Consider the following 16,997-nt stretch of genomic DNA (forward strand, 5'->3'; position numbering starts at 1 on the left):
TTTGTAGTCGAAAACTGTAGAATAAATGTATGGATTTAAAATGATTATATAAATTAAAAGTATTTTTTGCCCGATTTTTATTGTTTAATATGGTTAAAAACAAAGATATTATTTCCCGCCCAAAAGATCTCGAAATATCCATTTTTACTTTATGGTCATTATTTATTCTGATTGATCAGCATTTTAAAGCGCTAGGTAAATACCGGTTGTTGTTAGAGAGCGAATATGACTACGATGAATTTGAGGACGGATTGTATATAGATTCTATCAGAGAAGCTCTGTATTATCAGATACTGTTAAAAACATGCTCTTTTATCGAAGAGTGGGATGAGACGCTCGGCATTAAAACTGAAGGCGAATACAAAAAAGTAATACTAGAAGTAAAGAAAATTGTTAAACCTGCAAGGAAATTGCTCAATACTTTTAAGGATTTAAAACAATTTAGAAACCAGGCTATTGCTCATAACCATAGGGATGAAAAAGGTAACAATATATATTTTAGCAGAAAGTCATTTCATACGCCACAAAATTTGGCAGATCTGGCACTATTAATTTACGGGATTGAAAAGATGGTTAAAGTATTAGCGGGAGTATTGTATGACGAATTTCAAAGAGTGATAACCAAAACGTTCTCTACTGGATTTAAATACAGTTATAGCGGGCACAAATACCTAAGCAAAAAAGAGTTTATTGATCAAGTAAATTTTATCGATGATAAAATAAGGATTTCTCTTAAAGGAAAATATGATTTTGACGACGTATCTAGTGACTACGGAGAATTGCTCCGTACAGCCCCTTAATACATTAATTTTGTTACTCATTTGTAACTCAAAAACAGTTAATTAACTTATTATCAACAATAGTGCTTTGCTTTCTGTATCGATAAGTACATATTGCGGATGTATAAATAAACAAAGAAATAAAACGCAAATTTATTGATACAGTTTGGCGTATCGTTTATTTATCATTAAAAAAACGGTTCGATAAGCACAGGGAAGCGTCATGTAATTCTAGCCAACTTGCGTAGAGCCTACATGAAATGGTTCGATAAGCACAAAGTAAGCGGATCATGTGATTGCAGCCAATTTGCGTAAATCCTCTATAAAATGGTTCGAGAAGCACCCAGTTGCGTGCACAAAGGCCTTGGTGATATCGCCAGGGCTTTTTTATTTTATTGATTGATGGTAATATTCTTTTATATTTTCCTGATCAGTTTTTTAGCTACGCTGGTGCGCTCTACTTTCGGTTTTGGCGAATCCTTAGTCGCAGTACCTCTTTTTAGCCTCTTTATTCCAATTGACGCCGCCGTACCGTTATCTGTCCTGATTTCCATTTTAGTAGCGCTCGTGGTAGTGGTGCAGGATCATCGCCAGATTCATTTCAATAGCGCTAAGTGGCTTATTCTCTTTGCTTTGGTGGGTATTCCTATCGGCACCCTGATATTGATCTATGGCAATGAATTATGGGTCAAGATCGGCCTTGGTGCTATCATTATTTTGTATTCTTTATATGCTTTATTTGGTAAGAACAGTATAGTACTTGAAACGGACAACAAGTATTGGCTTTTTATATGCGGTTTTTTGTCAGGAATACTCGGCGGTGCGTACGGTATTAATGGGCCGCCCCTGGTGGTTTATGGTAATATGCGAAAATGGAACGCGAAAGATTTCCGTGCCACGCTCCAGGCTTATTTCCTGCCGGCAAGCTTCATTGGGGTGGTTGCATACGCAGTTAAAGGGTTGCTAACGATAGCCGTATTTAAATATTTTTTAGTGTCGCTGCCAGCCTCGCTGCCTGCCATTTATTTGGGCAGATATCTAAACCGGAAACTCAAAGATGGCACCTTCTTTTACTATGTTTACTGGGGCTTAATCCTAATTGGATTATTTTTAATGGTCAATTCCGTTTATAGGATTTATCGTTAAATAATTATTGCCTTTTTTGTAAACTTGTCTGTATGGAATACACGCAAAAAAAGAAAAAGCAATGGTCATCTCCCGAGGTCATTATTATTAGTGACTATGCAATAGAATCCAAAGTCAGCAATGCTTATAACGAAAAAACATTGATTAGCTCGGCGCCGTTTACAGCGGCACCTGGGTTTAATGAGTTGCGTTTTATCAAAAACCCAACAGGAATAGTCACTCCCCTCAACGCATCAGCTTTTGGGTCTTAACTGTTTGATTTGCGGTTCAGGAATGGGTTGTCAGGTATTTAACAAAACCCAATGCAATAATAATGGCAAGTATCCCCTCTCCCAGCACTGTAGCCGGTGCGCCTATGTGTTCCGAAATAGCACCCACTATTACACTGCCCAACGGCATCATACCAAAAATGGCCATCAGCAATATGCCGATTGCGCGGCCACGCATTTCCGGTGCTGACTCTGATTGAACCACAATATTACAAACCGTAAACTGCGCTATAGAACCAAACCCGGTAAGCGCCGCAAAGAACATGGCAAGCGGAAAGCTTTTAAGCTCGGAAAAAAAGATCATCCCAATGCCCATCATAACCGTGCTGTAGAATAATATCCGCCGCATGTGTGTGCCCGGCTTGCGCGACGCCAGGAAAATAGTACCTGCTACCGCCCCTACGCTTATAAAGCTGTTGATATAACCAAAAGTTTTCGCGTCGCCTTTGAAAATAACTTTGGCAAATACCGGCAGCACCGTATTGTAAGGCAAAACCAGCAAACTAATGATAGCCAGCATCAAAATGATCAGGCCGACAGACGGGGTTTTCCATATATAGGAGAAGCCATCAACAAAGTCCCTGGTGACTTTCTTCTTGGTCTCTCTGGGATGATAAGCAGGGCGATCCATTAACATGAGAGAGATCATCACCCCGACAAAACTTGCAGCGTTGATAAAGAAACAGGTGGCTGCTCCCCAGGCGGCCAGGATAATACCTGATAACGCGGGAGCAAGCAATTGGGCAAGACTGGCGGTTGCGGTGGAAAGCGATAAAGCGTTAGACAGATTAGCAGGATCGGCTATGATTTCATTAAACAGCGATTGCCGGGCAGGAATGTCAAAGGCATTGATTATACCCAGCACAACACTTAAGAACAGTATGGCCCAGATAGCGGTATGCCCTGTTAATACCAACACTGCCAATAAAACCGCCTGTACGATGGAAGTAGCCTGCGTAATCTGGATCACTTTAAAGCGGTCGTACCGGTCGGCAGCGACACCGCCCCAGAACGAGAATAAAAACGATGGAAATTGCTCGGCGAAAATGGTCACCCCGATCCAAAAGGGGGAATGCGTAATGGTATACATTACCCAGATCACAGCCGTACGCTGCATCCAGGTACCGAACTGCGAAACCGCTCTTCCGGTAAGATAATATATAAAATTGCGGCTGCGGAAAGCCCGGAATAGATTTATTTCACCCAGTTTTTTCATAGAAGATTGCCCGGCAAAAATCGGCTAAAATCCACAGATTAATTGTAAAATATTATACACAGAGCGTTACAAAAGCCTATGTAAACTATAAATCAACCGGTTACAACAGCAGGCTCATGAACTTCTACCCGCATTTTATCCAGTTGTTCAAACGGTATCAAACTGCTTTCCAGGATCAGTGCACTTTTGCAGAACCCAAGTAGTGAAGGGCCTTCCAGCAAACTGTACAGTCCGGCAAGGTCCTTATCCTGACCCGTTTTGCTGATCACCAGGCTATCCTTATCGATACTGCTGAGCGTTGCGCCATACTTATGAAGCAGTTGCCAAAGTGATTCACCAAGCGCATCAATAGACAAGCGATAAAAGCCGGTTTTCTTCAGCCCCACCTCTCCCGGCGTTACTGCCACCGAATGAACCTCGATGATCTTTTTGAGTTTTTCCTGCAGTGTAAATACTTCTGGCGCGGGTAGGGTTGCTTCGATGGTGATCATCACCAGGTCGCTGATGTCCGTGCGGGCTACGTTCAGGCTGTGCACGTCATAATAGCGGCGGTTGAAGAATACCATTAACTGCCCGATAAGGCCCCGTTTGTCTTCGGCATAAACGGTAAAGATGAACTGGCTGGTGGTTTTGGATTGCTTTTTCATAATACTAATAAATAAAAAAAGCCCCCCGGGGATGATCCGGGGGGCCGTTATGTGGTTTGATAATTTACAAAACGTTGCCTTACCCCGGTGATTGAGTAATAATGCTAATAATAATGACAACAACAACCAGCAGTCCGCCAATGCGATCTGTGGTGAGTTTAAGTGTATGTGGTGTTGCTTTCATTATTGTGGCAATATAGGGTTTATTTTGGAAATAGAATGCACTGTTGGACAATTGTTTACAATTAAACAAAATGGAAATTAAATAAGATATTTAAGAAATAAATTCACTATTTTGGAATTTTTTTCTTAAATATAGAATATTTACTTGAAAAAATGGAATTTTATTTCTATATTTGTAATCAACATTTACCCCATGCAATATTTCAATATTATACAAGCTTTATGCAGGTCGGCACTGACAAACCCAACCGATGCTTTAGTACATCAGATTAATCGCCTTAAGAATGCTCTAGAAAAAGATGGGCACCAAACAGAAGCAAATTCGTTAAATGGAATTCTCAATGCTTCTCAAGGCAATATTGAGATGACTCCAAGTAGGATTCAAAAATCCTTTGTTTTGTCAACCGGCGAGACACTTACACGTAAAACCCCACTGCCAGTAGACAAAGAAACATCCACGGTATTGGTCGAAGTTTTTTTTGATGAGGATTTACCTTCTGAACCGCCAATTTTTTCTCCGGAGATACAGATCGCCTTAGAATCAATTATCAATGAATGGACGCAATTCGAGCAGCTAATCCAACTTCAAGCACTTCCCGCCAGCTCTTGCCTAATTTATGGCTTACCCGGTACCGGTAAAACACATCTAGCAAAATGGATTGCAAAACAAACAGGGCTGCCTCTAGTATTAGCTCGATTAGAAGGTCTTATGTCGTCATTTCTTGGAACAACTTCAAGAAACATAGGCAATTTGTTTGCCTTTGCAAATCGTTATAATTGCGTGCTGCTATTGGATGAATTTGATGCGATTGCTAAGCTAAGAAATGATCCACATGAAGTTGGAGAAGTGAAACGTGTAGTGAACACATTGTTACAAAGTTTAGACTCTAGGCATGAAAAAGGATTTACAATTGGCGTAACAAATCATGAAACCCTACTGGACCCTGCTATTTGGCGCAGATTTGATATTCAAATGCAAGTACCTAAACCGTCTATAGATGTTATACTTCATCTTATTGGCAAACTGGCCACACCTCTAGATTTCAATGAGACGGAACTTAAATTTTTGACATGGTGCCTAGAAGGCAGTTCAGGAGCAGACGCCAAAACACTCGTTCAATGGCTTAAAAGAGTATTATTACTGAACAGCAATATTGATCTTGTTTCGATGATGCGACAATTTGTGCTACTTAACGCCGGCCGTATCTCTCAGGAAAAACGTAATGCAATGGTTCATGGCGATGAACAATTGATCCAGGCCCTCCTATCTGACAAATCTTTTTCATTTAAGCAAAAAGATATAGCTCCATTGTTCAAGATGGCACCATCTTCAATAAGTAAATTATTATCACGTACTAAAGAAAATTAAAATGGCTAACAGTCCTATACAGATCATCTTAAACACTAGCGATTTCATTGAGGTATGGGATCGTGTTGGCGGTGGACCGGCAAAAGATTTTTTTGCTGGACATGATGAAGAATTCGTAGAGCATCAACAGCACATTCAAAAACAGCTTCAGGACATCAAAAATATGCAGCTGTCTAACAACTACGCCAGCGTCTCATATGCTAAAATCACATTAAAGCAGGCAGCACTAGCGAAAAGTCATAGGCCAACGAGTCAAATGTTTAAAAGGGACGTCGCCCCAGTAGTTGGAGCGGGTGATTTGGGTGAGTTATATGTTGAGCTTACCCCCAGCAGCATTGACGAAGTAGTGGGAAAAGTCGCTCAAGCAGAAGCAAAAGTCAAATATAAAGATCAGGACGGAAAAAACATACCATATCCATCACGAATTCGTAGTGAGGTCGGTGCTGTAAACGATATTTTACCAGTTCAATCGAGTGATAAAAGAAAATTTTCTATAGCACAAGCAATCGAATGGTTTTCAAACCCTAAGACTGGCGGAGCTTATTTAGTTGAATTGTTTGCATCTCCACCTCCACGACAAGATTGGGATGTTTTGGATCAACCAAAGTTCAATTTATTTAGCAGCTTCTTTAATGGCTTAGAGCAACTTGGTGGTGGACTGGTTGTTTCTAGAGTAACCAGTGGCCGCGGAAGCGCTGTAATGTTTGGTATCAAATTAGAAAACTCTGAAAGCCAGCCTAAAATTCAATTTACTCAATCTGCAACAGCAGCCTCTAAACGGATTGATCAAAATATAACAAATCTCAATCCCGATGCTCATCAAAAACTAATCGCATTTCTTGACCAACATCCTTTGGTTAAAAAAGTCACTTTACCTCCAATTGTAACTCAGAGTGCAGATACTACTAGTTATAAAAAGGACGACATATTTACTATACCCAAACCGGCCGTCGGAGGAACGTATCCACAAATTTGCATTGTGGATGGTGGTGTGTCAACCGTTTATGATGATTGGATTAAAGATCGCTGGGGACTTATTGCTGATACCGATAAAGATGAAAATCATGGCACTTTTATAGCTGGGTTGGCAATTATAGGTCAAACTCTTAATGGCCAAGCAATTTGCAAAGAAGCTGATGGTTGTAAGATTATTGATTTAGACATTTTACCTACAGAAGATAAGTATGGCACATACTTTCAAAAACCACTTGAATTCTTTAATGAACTGGAAATTGCAGTTCAAGAACTTAAGGCAAGAACAGGAGTAAGAATATTTAATTTTAGCTTAAATATAGAAGAGCATGCGACTACAACTGGCTATAGTTTGCCAGCTCAAATCTTAGATAAGATTGCTGAGGATAATGATATTATATTTGTTATCTCAGCAGGAAATACAAAACCACTTGATGTGCGCAAGGAATGGCCAGCGGATAATTTTGAAGCCCTTAAAATCCTTGCTGCTTCTCGAAATGATACAATAAAACGACCAGGAGAAAGCTGCCGCAATATCAGTGTTTCCGCCCTTAATCCACCAGACATGACTGGCATTGTGCCTTATGCTTTAAGTAATTATAGCTGTAGGGGTCCAGGACTACGCATTGGTCTAAAGCCCGACCTCGCACACATTGGTGGAGCAGGGAGCAAACATGCTATAAAAGGACACGGTCTATTATCCATCGATCCAACTGGGCGTGTGGTTGACGGTTGCGGAACAAGTTATGCTGCGCCCAATGTTGCTAAGACGTTAGCCAGCATCGACCACGCAATTGAAGGAATGGTGTCAAGAGAGACATTAATCGGACTAAGTGTTCATCACGCCAGTTTACCCGATTCTTTAAGCGATAAAAAGCTACAGAATATCACTAAGCATCTTATTGGCTTCGGGATACCTGGTGGTTCTGAAGAAATATTAGAAGGGGATCCATCAGCAATTACATTAGTATTTGCTAATCGGGCAATAAATGGGCATAAACTAAGTTTCAAATTTTCGTGGCCACCGAGCTTAGTAAGAGACGGCAAATGTTTTGGCTATGCGAGACTTAGTATTGTTAGCACCCCAGCCTTTGATTACAGATACGGTGCAGAATTTGTAAGGGTGAATATTGACGCTGCATTGCGACAACAACAAGAAGATGGTCACTATAAAGGCAGGTTAAATGCCATCTATACTCCTGATGAAAAAGATGGCAATCTATATGAAAAAGATCAAATCGAACACGCCTTTAAGTGGAGTCCAGTTAAAGTTTATGAAAAATCTTTTCCAAGAGGAGTTGGACCTTCTACCAATTGGACTCTTGATGTAGAATATTTGGCACGAGATGGTGCTGTAATTCCAAAAGAAGGCGTTCCTTTTACTGCAATTTTAACCATCTCTGACCCAGAAAAATCTAGGCCTGTATTTAATGACATGAGACAGTTACTACAATCGCTCGGAGTAAAGGCCGTAGACATTAAGACAGCAGCTCGAGTAACCCAAAGAATTTAATTTTAAATAGATAATTGCCCAAGCAAAGGCAAATAAAATTCTGTTCAACCTCCATTTTTTCAAAAAAATAAAATTTTCTATTGACGGAACGTTTTTTTCGCGTACATTTACGCCACAAACAAAAAGCAATGAAGTTTAACAATGCATATTTTTATGGTTACTACTTTTACTTTACCAGTAAGAGCCGGGACTAATATGCACTAAAACATATAAGAAAAAACTGAAAAGTCCCGGCCGAACAAGCCGGGATTTTTTGCTTTAAGCAGGTTTATGAAGGATAAAAGAACAAGAGTAGCTATCCAGGGGATCAGGGCCTCATTTCACGAAGAAGCCGCATTTCTGCATTTTGGCGAGGACATTCAAACCATTGAGTGCAACTCATTCAAACAAACATTTGAGGCTTTGCAGAACAAAGAGGCCGATTACATTGTAATGGCCATCGAAAACAGTATTGCCGGCAGCATACTGCCCAACTACACGCTGATGATGAGCTATGGCTTCCCTATCGTAGGCGAAGTGTACCTGCCCATCCAGCTGCACCTGATGGCGCTGCCGGGCGTGAAGTTCGAGGACATTAAATATGTAACCTCTCACCCCATTGCCATCCGCCAGTGTATTGACTTTTTTGATGAGTACCCTCAGCTGAAAATTGTTGAAAGCAGTGATACCGCAGCCTGCGCCAAACGCATCCGCGACGAAAACCTGCGCGATACTGTTGCCATCGCCAATACTTTAGCCGCCAAGCTTTACCAGCTGGATGTATTGGAGCGCCGTATCGAATCAAACAAAAAGAACTTCACCCGTTTCCTGATCCTTACCCATCATGATAATGTGGAGCGCAAGGATAATAACAAAGCTTCATTGTGCTTCCAGGTGAGCAACCAGGTAGGCGCTTTGGCAAGGGTGTTGCAAATTTTCGCAGAGCAAAACATCAACATGAGCAAAATACAGTCGATGCCGGTATTGGGTAAGCGTAACGAGTATAACTTTTACGTGGATGTGGAGTGGGAAAACAATAAGCAATACGATACCGCCATCCGCCAGGTATTAAAGTATACCCACAACTTCAATATCCTGGGCGAATATCAACGCCATGAAGATGAAAACACGCAGAACGAGCGTGAGCATAAGCTGAGAGCCCAGGAAACCATCAGCCGCAAATATATCAACGTTAAAAAAATAATAAAGTAAATCAATCAATCACTAATTCACTAATTCACTAATTCACTAAATAAAAATGAAATTAGATCTTAACATACAGCCGCTCGAGTCGTGGATCAAAGCCAAATCCGAGCCACTTTTAATTGCCGGTCCTTGCAGCGCCGAGACCGAGGAGCAATTAGTAGCCACCGCCCATTTGTTGGCTAAAACAGGTAAGGTAACCGCCTTACGTGCCGGAATCTGGAAGCCACGTACCCGTCCGGGTGAATTTGAAGGTATTGGCAGCATCGGTCTAAAATGGCTGAGCCGCGCCAAAGAAGAAACCGGATTACCAACAGCTATCGAGGTTGCAACCGCAAAACACGTTGAAGAAGCTTTAAAATCTGGTGTTGATATCCTTTGGGTAGGTGCACGTTCAACTGTGAACCCATTCACCGTACAGGAAATCGCTGACGCACTTAGAGGTGTTGATGTGCCTGTAATGGTTAAAAACCCGGTAAACCCTGACCTGTCATTATGGATCGGTGCTTTGGAACGCATCAACGGTGCCGGTATTACCAAACTGGCAGCTATTCACCGCGGTTTCTCTTACCACGAAAAGACTGCGTTCCGTAACGAGCCGATGTGGGATATGGCAATCGCTCTTAAAACGCACGTGCCTCACCTGCCAATCATTAACGATCCAAGCCACATTTGTGGTAACCGCGAATTACTAGGCTACGTTGCTCAAAAAGCGCTTGACCTGGATATGCAGGGCCTGATGATGGAATCGCACATCGACCCAAGTGTAGCATGGACCGACGCCAAACAACAGGTTACTCCGGCAGCTTTGGCCGACATCATTGACCGTTTAACACTGCGTCAACCTGAAGTAAAAGGTGCCGACCTGAAAGATAAATTAGCTGAACTGCGCAGCCAGATAGATAAGATCGACGATATCGTTTTCCAAAAAATGGGCGAAAGAATGCAGATCGTTGAGAAAATCGGTAATTACAAAAAAGAAAACGGCATCACCATTTTGCAGGTTAACCGTTGGGAAGAAATTTTGAACAGACGTATTCCTTACGCAAAAGCATTAAAATTGAGCCCTGAGTTTGCTGAAAAATTATTGGAACTGATGCACAGCGAATCTATCCGCAAACAAACTGAGATCATGAACGAAGGACAATCAGGCCAGGCACAGGAAAAACTGACACACGCTTAATTAGATTTGAGACTTGAGATGTGAGATTTGAGACAGAAAAGCTCATTCTCATATCTCTGTAGCAAAATAACTATGAAGGAAAATATAATCCTGACTAAAAAAGGCAAGTCAGTTAGCGGCACCATCCATCTCACCGGTTCAAAAAGCGAGTGCAACCGCGCGCTTATTATCGAGGCGTTGAGCAAGGGTAAAGTGAAGGTGGAAAATATTTCGGATGCAGCAGATACAGTAACGCTTGCTGGTATTTTGAAGTCGGAAGTCAGAAATCAGAAGCTGGAAGTCTTGCATAATTCCGAAATCGAAAATCCGAAATCCGAAATCAATATTGGTCCTGCGGGTACAGCTATGCGTTTCCTGACTGCTTACTTTACTTTACAAGATGAAGAAGTGATCCTAACCGGCAGTGAGCGGATGAAGCAGCGTCCTATCGGCATATTGGTAAATGCGTTGCGCGATCTGGGTGCGCATATTGAATACGTAGAGAATGAAGGCTTCCCTCCTCTTAAAATCAAAGGCGGCTTTGAGCAGATAAGCGAAAAGATCAGTATAAAAGGTGATATCAGCAGTCAGTATATTACTGCACTACTGTTAATTGCGCCTGTTCTGCCTAAAGGACTGGTTCTTCATATTGAAGGTGAATTAACTTCAAGGCCTTATGTTGAAATGACTTTATCGATGCTTCGCCAGGCCGGTATTCAGCATCAATGGGTTGGGAATAATATCCATATCCCTCACCAGGAATTTAAAGAAACATCCTTACCTGTTGAACCGGATTGGAGCGCTGCGTCATACTGGTATTCTATCGCTGCATTAGCTGACGAGGCAGAACTGTTCTTGCCTGGACTAACGGCTTACAGCTTACAAGGCGATAGCGTTATCACCGAGATCATGGCGAATTTTGGTATCACCTCGCAGTTTATAAATGGCGGTGTGCACCTGAAAAAGGAGCCAAAACAATTGGAGCGAAAGATATTCGACTTGAAATCCTGCCCCGATCTTGCACAAACTGTAATTGTGGTATGTGCTGCTCTGGGGCATGATGCTACCTTTACAGGGTTGGAGACCTTAAAGATCAAAGAAACCGACCGCGTTAAAGCATTACAGAATGAGTTAGCAAAAATCGGCGTAAAACTGATTGAAAAAGGACAAGTTTACAAGCTCGATTGCAGCGAAAAGTTCATCCCCGAAAAGATATTTGTCAATACCTACGACGATCACCGTATGGCGATGGCCCTCGCACCGCTGGCGCTGCTAATCCCAGAGATTGAGGTTGAAGATTATATGGTGGTGGAGAAATCGTACCCCGCTTTTTGGGAGGATTTGAAGAAGGTGGGATTTGAGTACGAAGTGATAAAATAATAAACTAAAATAATCCGCACATTTGCACATCAGCAAATCTGCACATCTAAAAAATATGGCCGGCAATTCATTTGGACAATTATTCGGAATAACAACTTTTGGCGAATCGCATGGCGAAGCGATCGGTGTGATCATCGATGGCTGCCCTGCTCAACTGGATGTCGACCTCGAGTATATTCAGTCGGAATTGGATAAACGCCGTCCGGGTCAGTCGAAGATCACGACACAACGTAAGGAAAGCGATACGGTAAAAATACTTTCCGGCGTATTTGAAGGTAAAACTACCGGAACGCCTATTGCCATGCTCATCCCCAATGAGGATCAACGCTCGAAGGATTATTCGCATAATGTGGATGTGTTCCGCCCATCTCATGCAGACTATACTTACCAAACCAAATACGGTATCCGCGACCACCGTGGCGGAGGACGTTCATCTGCCCGCGAAACTGCTGCGCGAGTAGCAGCCGGTGCTTTGGCAAAGCTATTATTAAAATCACAAGGTATAGAGATCGTGGCTCACGTTAGCAGTGTTGGCAAAATCAATGCTCCAAATGTTGAGATCACGAATGCGCAGGAATTTATTGATGCCCGTGAGCAAAACATTGTCCGCTGCGCTGACCCGGCAACTGCTGAGGAAATGATCGAGTTTATCGATTCCATCCGTAAACAAGGAGATACTGTTGGCGGGAAGATCAGTTGTTATATACAGAATTGCCCGGTAGGATTAGGTGAGCCAGTCTTTGATAAACTCCATGCCGAACTAGGCAAGGCTATGCTGAGCATCAATGCTGTTCACGGTTTTGAATATGGTTCAGGCTTTGCAGGCAGCGAAATGCGGGGATCTGAGCACAACGATATCTTCATCAACCAGGGCGATAAAATAAAAACTATCACCAACTTTTCCGGCGGAATACAGGGCGGTATCAGCAATGGTATGCCTATCGAATTCAAAGTGGCCTTCAAACCGGTGGCCACTATCATGCAAAGCCAGCCGACAATTGATAGTCATGGCAATGCTGCCGAAATATCAGGCAAAGGCCGCCATGATCCATGCGTAGTACCACGAGCGGTAGTTATTGTTGAGGCAATGGCGGCTTTGGTTATTGCCGATCATTGGCTGAGGAATAGGAATTCTATTCTAAGCTGAAAGATTGTCTGAACCGCAGATTTAAATGATTAAATGATTTCGCAGATTAAAAACAATCTGCACATCGTCATATTTGCACATCTGCACATCCACCCACCTGCACATTTGCACATCAAAAACTATATTTGGTAAATGCTCTCCCGAACTGTCCAATTATACAAAAAAGCATATAGTGGGTTATCGATAAATAGCTGGTACCTGTGCCTGGTGATGTTCATCAATCGTAGTGGTACCATGGTTATTCCTTTCATGACCATTTACTGCACGCATGAACTGCATTTCACTGTAGAACAGACGGGGATTATCATGGGGTTGTTCGGAATCGGTTCACTTTGTGGTGCTTACATCGGCGGCAGATTGACCGATAAATACGGTTTCTATTATGTCCAGGTGCTTGGCCTGCTGCTTGGCGGATTGTTATTTCTATTGCTAGGGTTTCAAAGAACTTTTTGGTCTGTTGGTATCTGTTCGTTTGTATTGAATATGTGCAATGATGCATTCCGTCCGGCCAATTCTACGGCGGTTGCACATTACAGCACAGATCAGAACCTTACGCGCTCTAACTCTTTAAACCGTCTCGCAGTAAACCTTGGCTGGGCCTTTGGTGGTTTACTGGGTGGAACTTTAGCTCATATCAACTATCACTTATTGTTTTGGGTTGATGGCAGCACCAATATTTTAGCGTCCTTACTGCTATTGAGGCTCCTACCCTTTTCCAAGGTGACCAAATCCATAAAAAAAATAGCTGAACGCGTTAAAGGACCGTCTGCTTACAGAGATAAAGTCTACCTGGCATTTATTGGTATGCTTACACTGTATGCGCTTTGCTTTTTCCAGATATTTACCATGCAGCCGCTGTTTTACAAAAGCCAATGGCATATCAGCGAACAACTGATCGGGTTGCTAATGGGTATCAACGGACTACTGATCGTATGCTTTGAAATGCTGATCGTACATAACCTGGAAGGCAAGAGGCACCCGCTCAGGTATATCTATATCGGCATACTGACTGTTGGGTTTGGCTTTATATTATTGAATTTTCTACCTGCCAGTTATTATTCTGCATTATTTATCTTATTGTTCATTACCGTAGGCGAAATGCTATCTATGCCTTTCATGAATTCGTTTTGGATTATGCGCACTACAGCTCAAAATCGTGGAGAATACGCAGCTTTGTATGCCATGGGCTGGTCGGCAGCTTCCATTATGTCGCCGATCATAGGCGGACAGGTGATCACCTTTGTAAATTACAATCTGTTATGGTGGCTAACCGGCGCAATTTGCCTGGGAGCATCAATGGGGATGCTGTCGCTGTACCATTTTAACATTAAGAAAATGAAACCGGTTCCTCTTGAAGAAACAGTATTTTAACCGAATGAAAAAGGCCCTTATACTCGACCTGGATAATACCATTTACCCGGTAAGTTCTATTTCAGAAAATCTGTTTGGCGATCTATTTGCTATACTCGATCAGCATGCAGAAATAATAAATGCTTATGAGGCGGATAAGGTAGATAAAATCAAAGATGAAATGACACGTAGGCCTTTTCAGCATATTGCTGATGATCATAACCTGGATCAGGAAGTAAGAGATAAAATGACTGATAAGCTTCGCAACATGGCTTATTCACAACCGATGAAGCCTTTTGACGATTATCAGCATGTGCGAACCATTCCTTTAGACAAATTTCTAGTAACTACTGGCTTTTCAAAACTGCAATGGAGTAAAGTAAAGATGCTGGGCATCGAGGATGATTTTAAGCATATCCATATCGTCGATCCTGATGTAAGCCAGCAAACCAAGAAGGACGTTTTTGCGGAAATTATGCAAACTCACCATTTCACTCCTGGCGACCTTCTGGTAATCGGCGATGACCCTGAATCGGAGATAAAAGCTGCGAAAGCTTTAGGTATCGATACTTTTCTTTATGATCCTACAAATAAACATCCTCATGTGGAGATCACCTATCGTTCAGCCAGTTTACGCGATGTATCAAAGCTAATCTGATTTATTTAAACTTAATTAGCCGGATTAAACGCTTTAGAAGGTGTTTGTAAGGTACCCGCCTGTCCCACCGCAACTGAACTGACTTCAGGTTCATAATCATAAGGCAAAAGTTCAGCCACGCGGTTTCTGGCCCATACGCCACTCAGTGATATGCTGTTTATATTCAATACTATACCATTATTGTCAAAAAAGGCATAAGGTTTACTAAAGCTAATAACTGAGGACTCCCTATTGCTGGCTTCGTCCAAATGATATATCAATCCTTTTTTGGAAAAATGCAGATCCTTGTTATAGGTAATGTGCAGGTTATCCATATCACATCCAAGTGCATACATATCTTTCTGATCAGTCAGCTTAACAATCTCCTCCTCGCTCAAAGGATAATCCATTAATGTTTCGAGTACTTTTTTCAGGTCTTTTTTCTTTTCCCAAAACTTTAACGAGTCATTATATTTTTTACTATCGGTATTTTTGAGCTTCGTAAATGACTTTATTTTTGAATTGATAATACTATCCGGTGGCCGTTCAGGATTCTGATATATCGCCCACTGCAATACCCTGAAACCTTCTTCATTTAGCCTGTTACTTACTACAGAGCGAAAAAAATGCATTTCAGAACCTTCATATGCATTTTGCCTGTTTCGTTTCCAACGTCTTTCCTGCCCGGCAGTCCCCTTCATTTCCTCAAAAAGGACAAAGCCCTGGTAATGAAGAGGACGTTTCAGTGTCGGATTGGCACAATAACTAAAATCTTTAACCAGGTATTTTAGCCGGTAACCCAAGTCTTTATTCTCGATCTTCAGGAAATCATATGAGGAGGCAGTAAGTGTGTATTTACTTTTGTCATAGTCAAGATCAAGCACCTCCGGGTTTATTAAAACACAATCGGATGCCAGCTCAGATGTGCCTATAAATTGGTCCTTAAACAATTTTAAGTATAATTCCCTGTCAGGATCAGCCTTGTAACGAATGCTTACTTCCTTTAATGTCTTTACTTCGGGCACTAACTCAATATCATGCAGGTCAATCGGATTATCGTTAGCGACAATATTTTCATTATAAGTTTTGAACCCTACCACGGACACAATGATTTGATACTTCCCCGATTTAATGCCCTTAAGTATAAAATTGCCATCCTTCGCAGATTCATTACCAATGGTAGTATTGCTTAAAAATATGCTTGCATTGGCAATAGGCTTCTTATCATTATGATTAACAACACGACCTGTAATTGTCGTTTGTGCAAATAATAATGCATGACAAAAAATAAGAAAAATGCAAATAAGCGATAGTCGCACACAGAATATTCTGATGCATTCAGGTACTGTTGGCATAGTAAGGTTTATAGGTATTAGGGGTATAACTAAAGTAAAAAATTAAATTCAATTTATTAATATCCTCGTAGTCACCAATAATTGCCCCGTATGGCGCATCATATGCTCGGCTGCATGGAATAATAAACCTTGTACAGTTGAAGGTATCTGTGCCCTACCCACTCCTCTCACTTCGGTTAAAGTTGCTTCGTCTGTATTGCTTAGTTGCTGAATGGCCTTGTCAACCTGTTTATTTAATACGTCAAGTAAATCGCCGACACTTCCGTTCCGTTCAGGTTCATTACCCTCATTTGATAGATAAGTAAATTGTTGTTCATTTAAGCCTTCGCCCCTGGCATAAGTAAAAAGGCGGTCGAGTATGCCCGTAATATGCTGCAAATGGAATCCGGGAGAGGCCATTCCGCCAGGCTTTACCCAAAGAAATATTTCGGGGAAATCGGTCATGTAGCGGTTTACCTCGTCCCTGGCTTGTAATATGGTGTGCGCTACGGGTTGTAGCAAAGGCGGTATACCAGCCATTGGGCCGCGCAACCAAAATTCTCTTTTATTATTATCACTTTCAGTCATAGGTATTTACTTACAAACAAAACTTGGTTTTTTAATGCATTATAAGTGATTTATAATGTTCAACTTTGCGACCGGAAAAAACAGGCTACAACGTTTGCTCAAATTTATAGTAAAATAAGTATA

The 16,997-nt window shown here is 41.7% G+C and carries 15 protein-coding genes; 11 read left to right on the plus strand and 4 right to left on the minus strand.

Annotated elements, in window-relative coordinates:
- Positions 1-89 precede the first annotated feature (89 nt).
- The 3 genes from VIM89_RS11965 (at position 90) to VIM89_RS11975 (ending at position 2,176) form a co-directional block, all read left to right on the plus strand.
- On the plus strand, positions 90-800 hold the full coding sequence (locus VIM89_RS11965) for a hypothetical protein (RefSeq protein ID WP_488156388.1): 711 nt from the start codon (positions 90-92) through the stop codon (positions 798-800).
- 381 nt (positions 801-1,181) lie between these two features.
- Positions 1,182-1,925 (plus strand): sulfite exporter TauE/SafE family protein, encoded by a 744-nt coding sequence (locus VIM89_RS11970; protein ID WP_488156389.1) that lies wholly within the window; start codon positions 1,182-1,184, stop codon positions 1,923-1,925.
- A gap of 32 nt (positions 1,926-1,957) precedes the next feature.
- On the plus strand, positions 1,958-2,176 hold the full coding sequence (locus VIM89_RS11975; RefSeq protein ID WP_488156390.1) for a hypothetical protein: 219 nt from the start codon (positions 1,958-1,960) through the stop codon (positions 2,174-2,176).
- 16 nt (positions 2,177-2,192) lie between these two features.
- On the opposite strand, the gene VIM89_RS11980 is transcribed toward VIM89_RS11975, so the two are convergent.
- Both VIM89_RS11980 and VIM89_RS11985 read right to left on the minus strand, forming a co-directional pair.
- Positions 2,193-3,410: an MFS transporter gene (locus VIM89_RS11980; RefSeq protein ID WP_488156391.1), complete on the minus strand. Its 1,218-nt coding sequence runs from the start codon at positions 3,408-3,410 to the stop codon at positions 2,193-2,195.
- A gap of 92 nt (positions 3,411-3,502) precedes the next feature.
- The gene (locus VIM89_RS11985; RefSeq protein WP_488156392.1) at positions 3,503-4,057 is read right to left on the minus strand and encodes an ACT domain-containing protein; all 555 of its coding nucleotides are present in this window, start codon (positions 4,055-4,057) and stop codon (positions 3,503-3,505) included.
- A 328-nt stretch (positions 4,058-4,385) separates the two neighbouring features.
- Here VIM89_RS11985 and VIM89_RS11990 point away from each other — a divergent pair, with 328 nt between their 5' ends.
- The 8 genes from VIM89_RS11990 (at position 4,386) to VIM89_RS12025 (ending at position 14,973) form a co-directional block, all read left to right on the plus strand.
- Positions 4,386-5,609, plus strand: a complete 1,224-nt coding sequence (locus VIM89_RS11990; protein WP_488156393.1) for an AAA family ATPase — start codon at positions 4,386-4,388, stop codon at positions 5,607-5,609.
- 1 nt (position 5,610) lies between these two features.
- The gene (locus tag VIM89_RS11995) at positions 5,611-8,094 is read left to right on the plus strand and encodes a S8 family serine peptidase (RefSeq protein ID WP_488156394.1); all 2,484 of its coding nucleotides are present in this window, start codon (positions 5,611-5,613) and stop codon (positions 8,092-8,094) included.
- 270 nt (positions 8,095-8,364) lie between these two features.
- The gene (locus tag VIM89_RS12000; protein WP_488156395.1) at positions 8,365-9,285 is read left to right on the plus strand and encodes a prephenate dehydratase; all 921 of its coding nucleotides are present in this window, start codon (positions 8,365-8,367) and stop codon (positions 9,283-9,285) included.
- 46 nt (positions 9,286-9,331) lie between these two features.
- On the plus strand, positions 9,332-10,459 hold the full coding sequence (locus tag VIM89_RS12005) for a chorismate mutase (RefSeq protein WP_488156396.1): 1,128 nt from the start codon (positions 9,332-9,334) through the stop codon (positions 10,457-10,459).
- Between the two features lie 72 nt (positions 10,460-10,531).
- The gene (aroA, locus tag VIM89_RS12010) at positions 10,532-11,818 is read left to right on the plus strand and encodes a 3-phosphoshikimate 1-carboxyvinyltransferase (protein WP_488156397.1); all 1,287 of its coding nucleotides are present in this window, start codon (positions 10,532-10,534) and stop codon (positions 11,816-11,818) included.
- Between the two features lie 55 nt (positions 11,819-11,873).
- A complete protein-coding gene (gene aroC, locus VIM89_RS12015) occupies positions 11,874-12,965 on the plus strand; it encodes a chorismate synthase (protein WP_488156398.1) in 1,092 nt (363 codons plus the stop codon).
- A 132-nt stretch (positions 12,966-13,097) separates the two neighbouring features.
- On the plus strand, positions 13,098-14,336 hold the full coding sequence (locus VIM89_RS12020) for an MFS transporter (RefSeq protein WP_488156399.1): 1,239 nt from the start codon (positions 13,098-13,100) through the stop codon (positions 14,334-14,336).
- 4 nt (positions 14,337-14,340) lie between these two features.
- On the plus strand, positions 14,341-14,973 hold the full coding sequence (locus VIM89_RS12025) for an HAD family hydrolase (protein ID WP_488156400.1): 633 nt from the start codon (positions 14,341-14,343) through the stop codon (positions 14,971-14,973).
- A gap of 11 nt (positions 14,974-14,984) precedes the next feature.
- Here VIM89_RS12025 and VIM89_RS12030 read toward each other — a convergent pair whose 3' ends face one another.
- Together VIM89_RS12030 and VIM89_RS12035 are read right to left on the minus strand one after the other, a co-directional pair.
- Positions 14,985-16,307 carry a carboxypeptidase-like regulatory domain-containing protein gene (locus tag VIM89_RS12030; protein WP_488156401.1) on the minus strand — a complete coding sequence of 441 codons (1,323 nt, stop codon included), beginning with the start codon at positions 16,305-16,307 and terminating at the stop codon, positions 14,985-14,987.
- Between the two features lie 48 nt (positions 16,308-16,355).
- On the minus strand, positions 16,356-16,874 hold the full coding sequence (locus VIM89_RS12035; protein WP_488156402.1) for a DinB family protein: 519 nt from the start codon (positions 16,872-16,874) through the stop codon (positions 16,356-16,358).
- Positions 16,875-16,997: the final 123 nt, after the last annotated feature.

The organism is Mucilaginibacter sp., from assembly GCF_036568825.1.
Taxonomy (GTDB): Bacteria; Bacteroidota; Bacteroidia; order Sphingobacteriales; family Sphingobacteriaceae; genus Mucilaginibacter.

Excerpts from the sequence above, each read along its gene's own strand:
- VIM89_RS11965 (WP_488156388.1), top strand. The coding sequence starts at position 90 with ATGGTTAAAAACAAAGATATTATTTCCCGCCCAAAAGATCTCGAAATA.
- VIM89_RS11970 (WP_488156389.1), top strand. The coding sequence starts at position 1,182 with ATGGTAATATTCTTTTATATTTTCCTGATCAGTTTTTTAGCTACGCTG.
- VIM89_RS11975 (WP_488156390.1), top strand. The coding sequence starts at position 1,958 with ATGGAATACACGCAAAAAAAGAAAAAGCAATGGTCATCTCCCGAGGTC.
- VIM89_RS11980 (WP_488156391.1), bottom strand. The coding sequence starts at position 3,410 with ATGAAAAAACTGGGTGAAATAAATCTATTCCGGGCTTTCCGCAGCCGC.
- VIM89_RS11985 (WP_488156392.1), bottom strand. The coding sequence starts at position 4,057 with ATGAAAAAGCAATCCAAAACCACCAGCCAGTTCATCTTTACCGTTTAT.
- VIM89_RS11995 (WP_488156394.1), top strand. The coding sequence starts at position 5,611 with ATGGCTAACAGTCCTATACAGATCATCTTAAACACTAGCGATTTCATT.
- VIM89_RS12000 (WP_488156395.1), top strand. The coding sequence starts at position 8,365 with ATGAAGGATAAAAGAACAAGAGTAGCTATCCAGGGGATCAGGGCCTCA.
- VIM89_RS12005 (WP_488156396.1), top strand. The coding sequence starts at position 9,332 with ATGAAATTAGATCTTAACATACAGCCGCTCGAGTCGTGGATCAAAGCC.
- aroA (WP_488156397.1), top strand. The coding sequence starts at position 10,532 with ATGAAGGAAAATATAATCCTGACTAAAAAAGGCAAGTCAGTTAGCGGC.
- aroC (WP_488156398.1), top strand. The coding sequence starts at position 11,874 with ATGGCCGGCAATTCATTTGGACAATTATTCGGAATAACAACTTTTGGC.
- VIM89_RS12020 (WP_488156399.1), top strand. The coding sequence starts at position 13,098 with ATGCTCTCCCGAACTGTCCAATTATACAAAAAAGCATATAGTGGGTTA.
- VIM89_RS12025 (WP_488156400.1), top strand. The coding sequence starts at position 14,341 with ATGAAAAAGGCCCTTATACTCGACCTGGATAATACCATTTACCCGGTA.
- VIM89_RS12030 (WP_488156401.1), bottom strand. The coding sequence starts at position 16,307 with ATGCCAACAGTACCTGAATGCATCAGAATATTCTGTGTGCGACTATCG.
- VIM89_RS12035 (WP_488156402.1), bottom strand. The coding sequence starts at position 16,874 with ATGACTGAAAGTGATAATAATAAAAGAGAATTTTGGTTGCGCGGCCCA.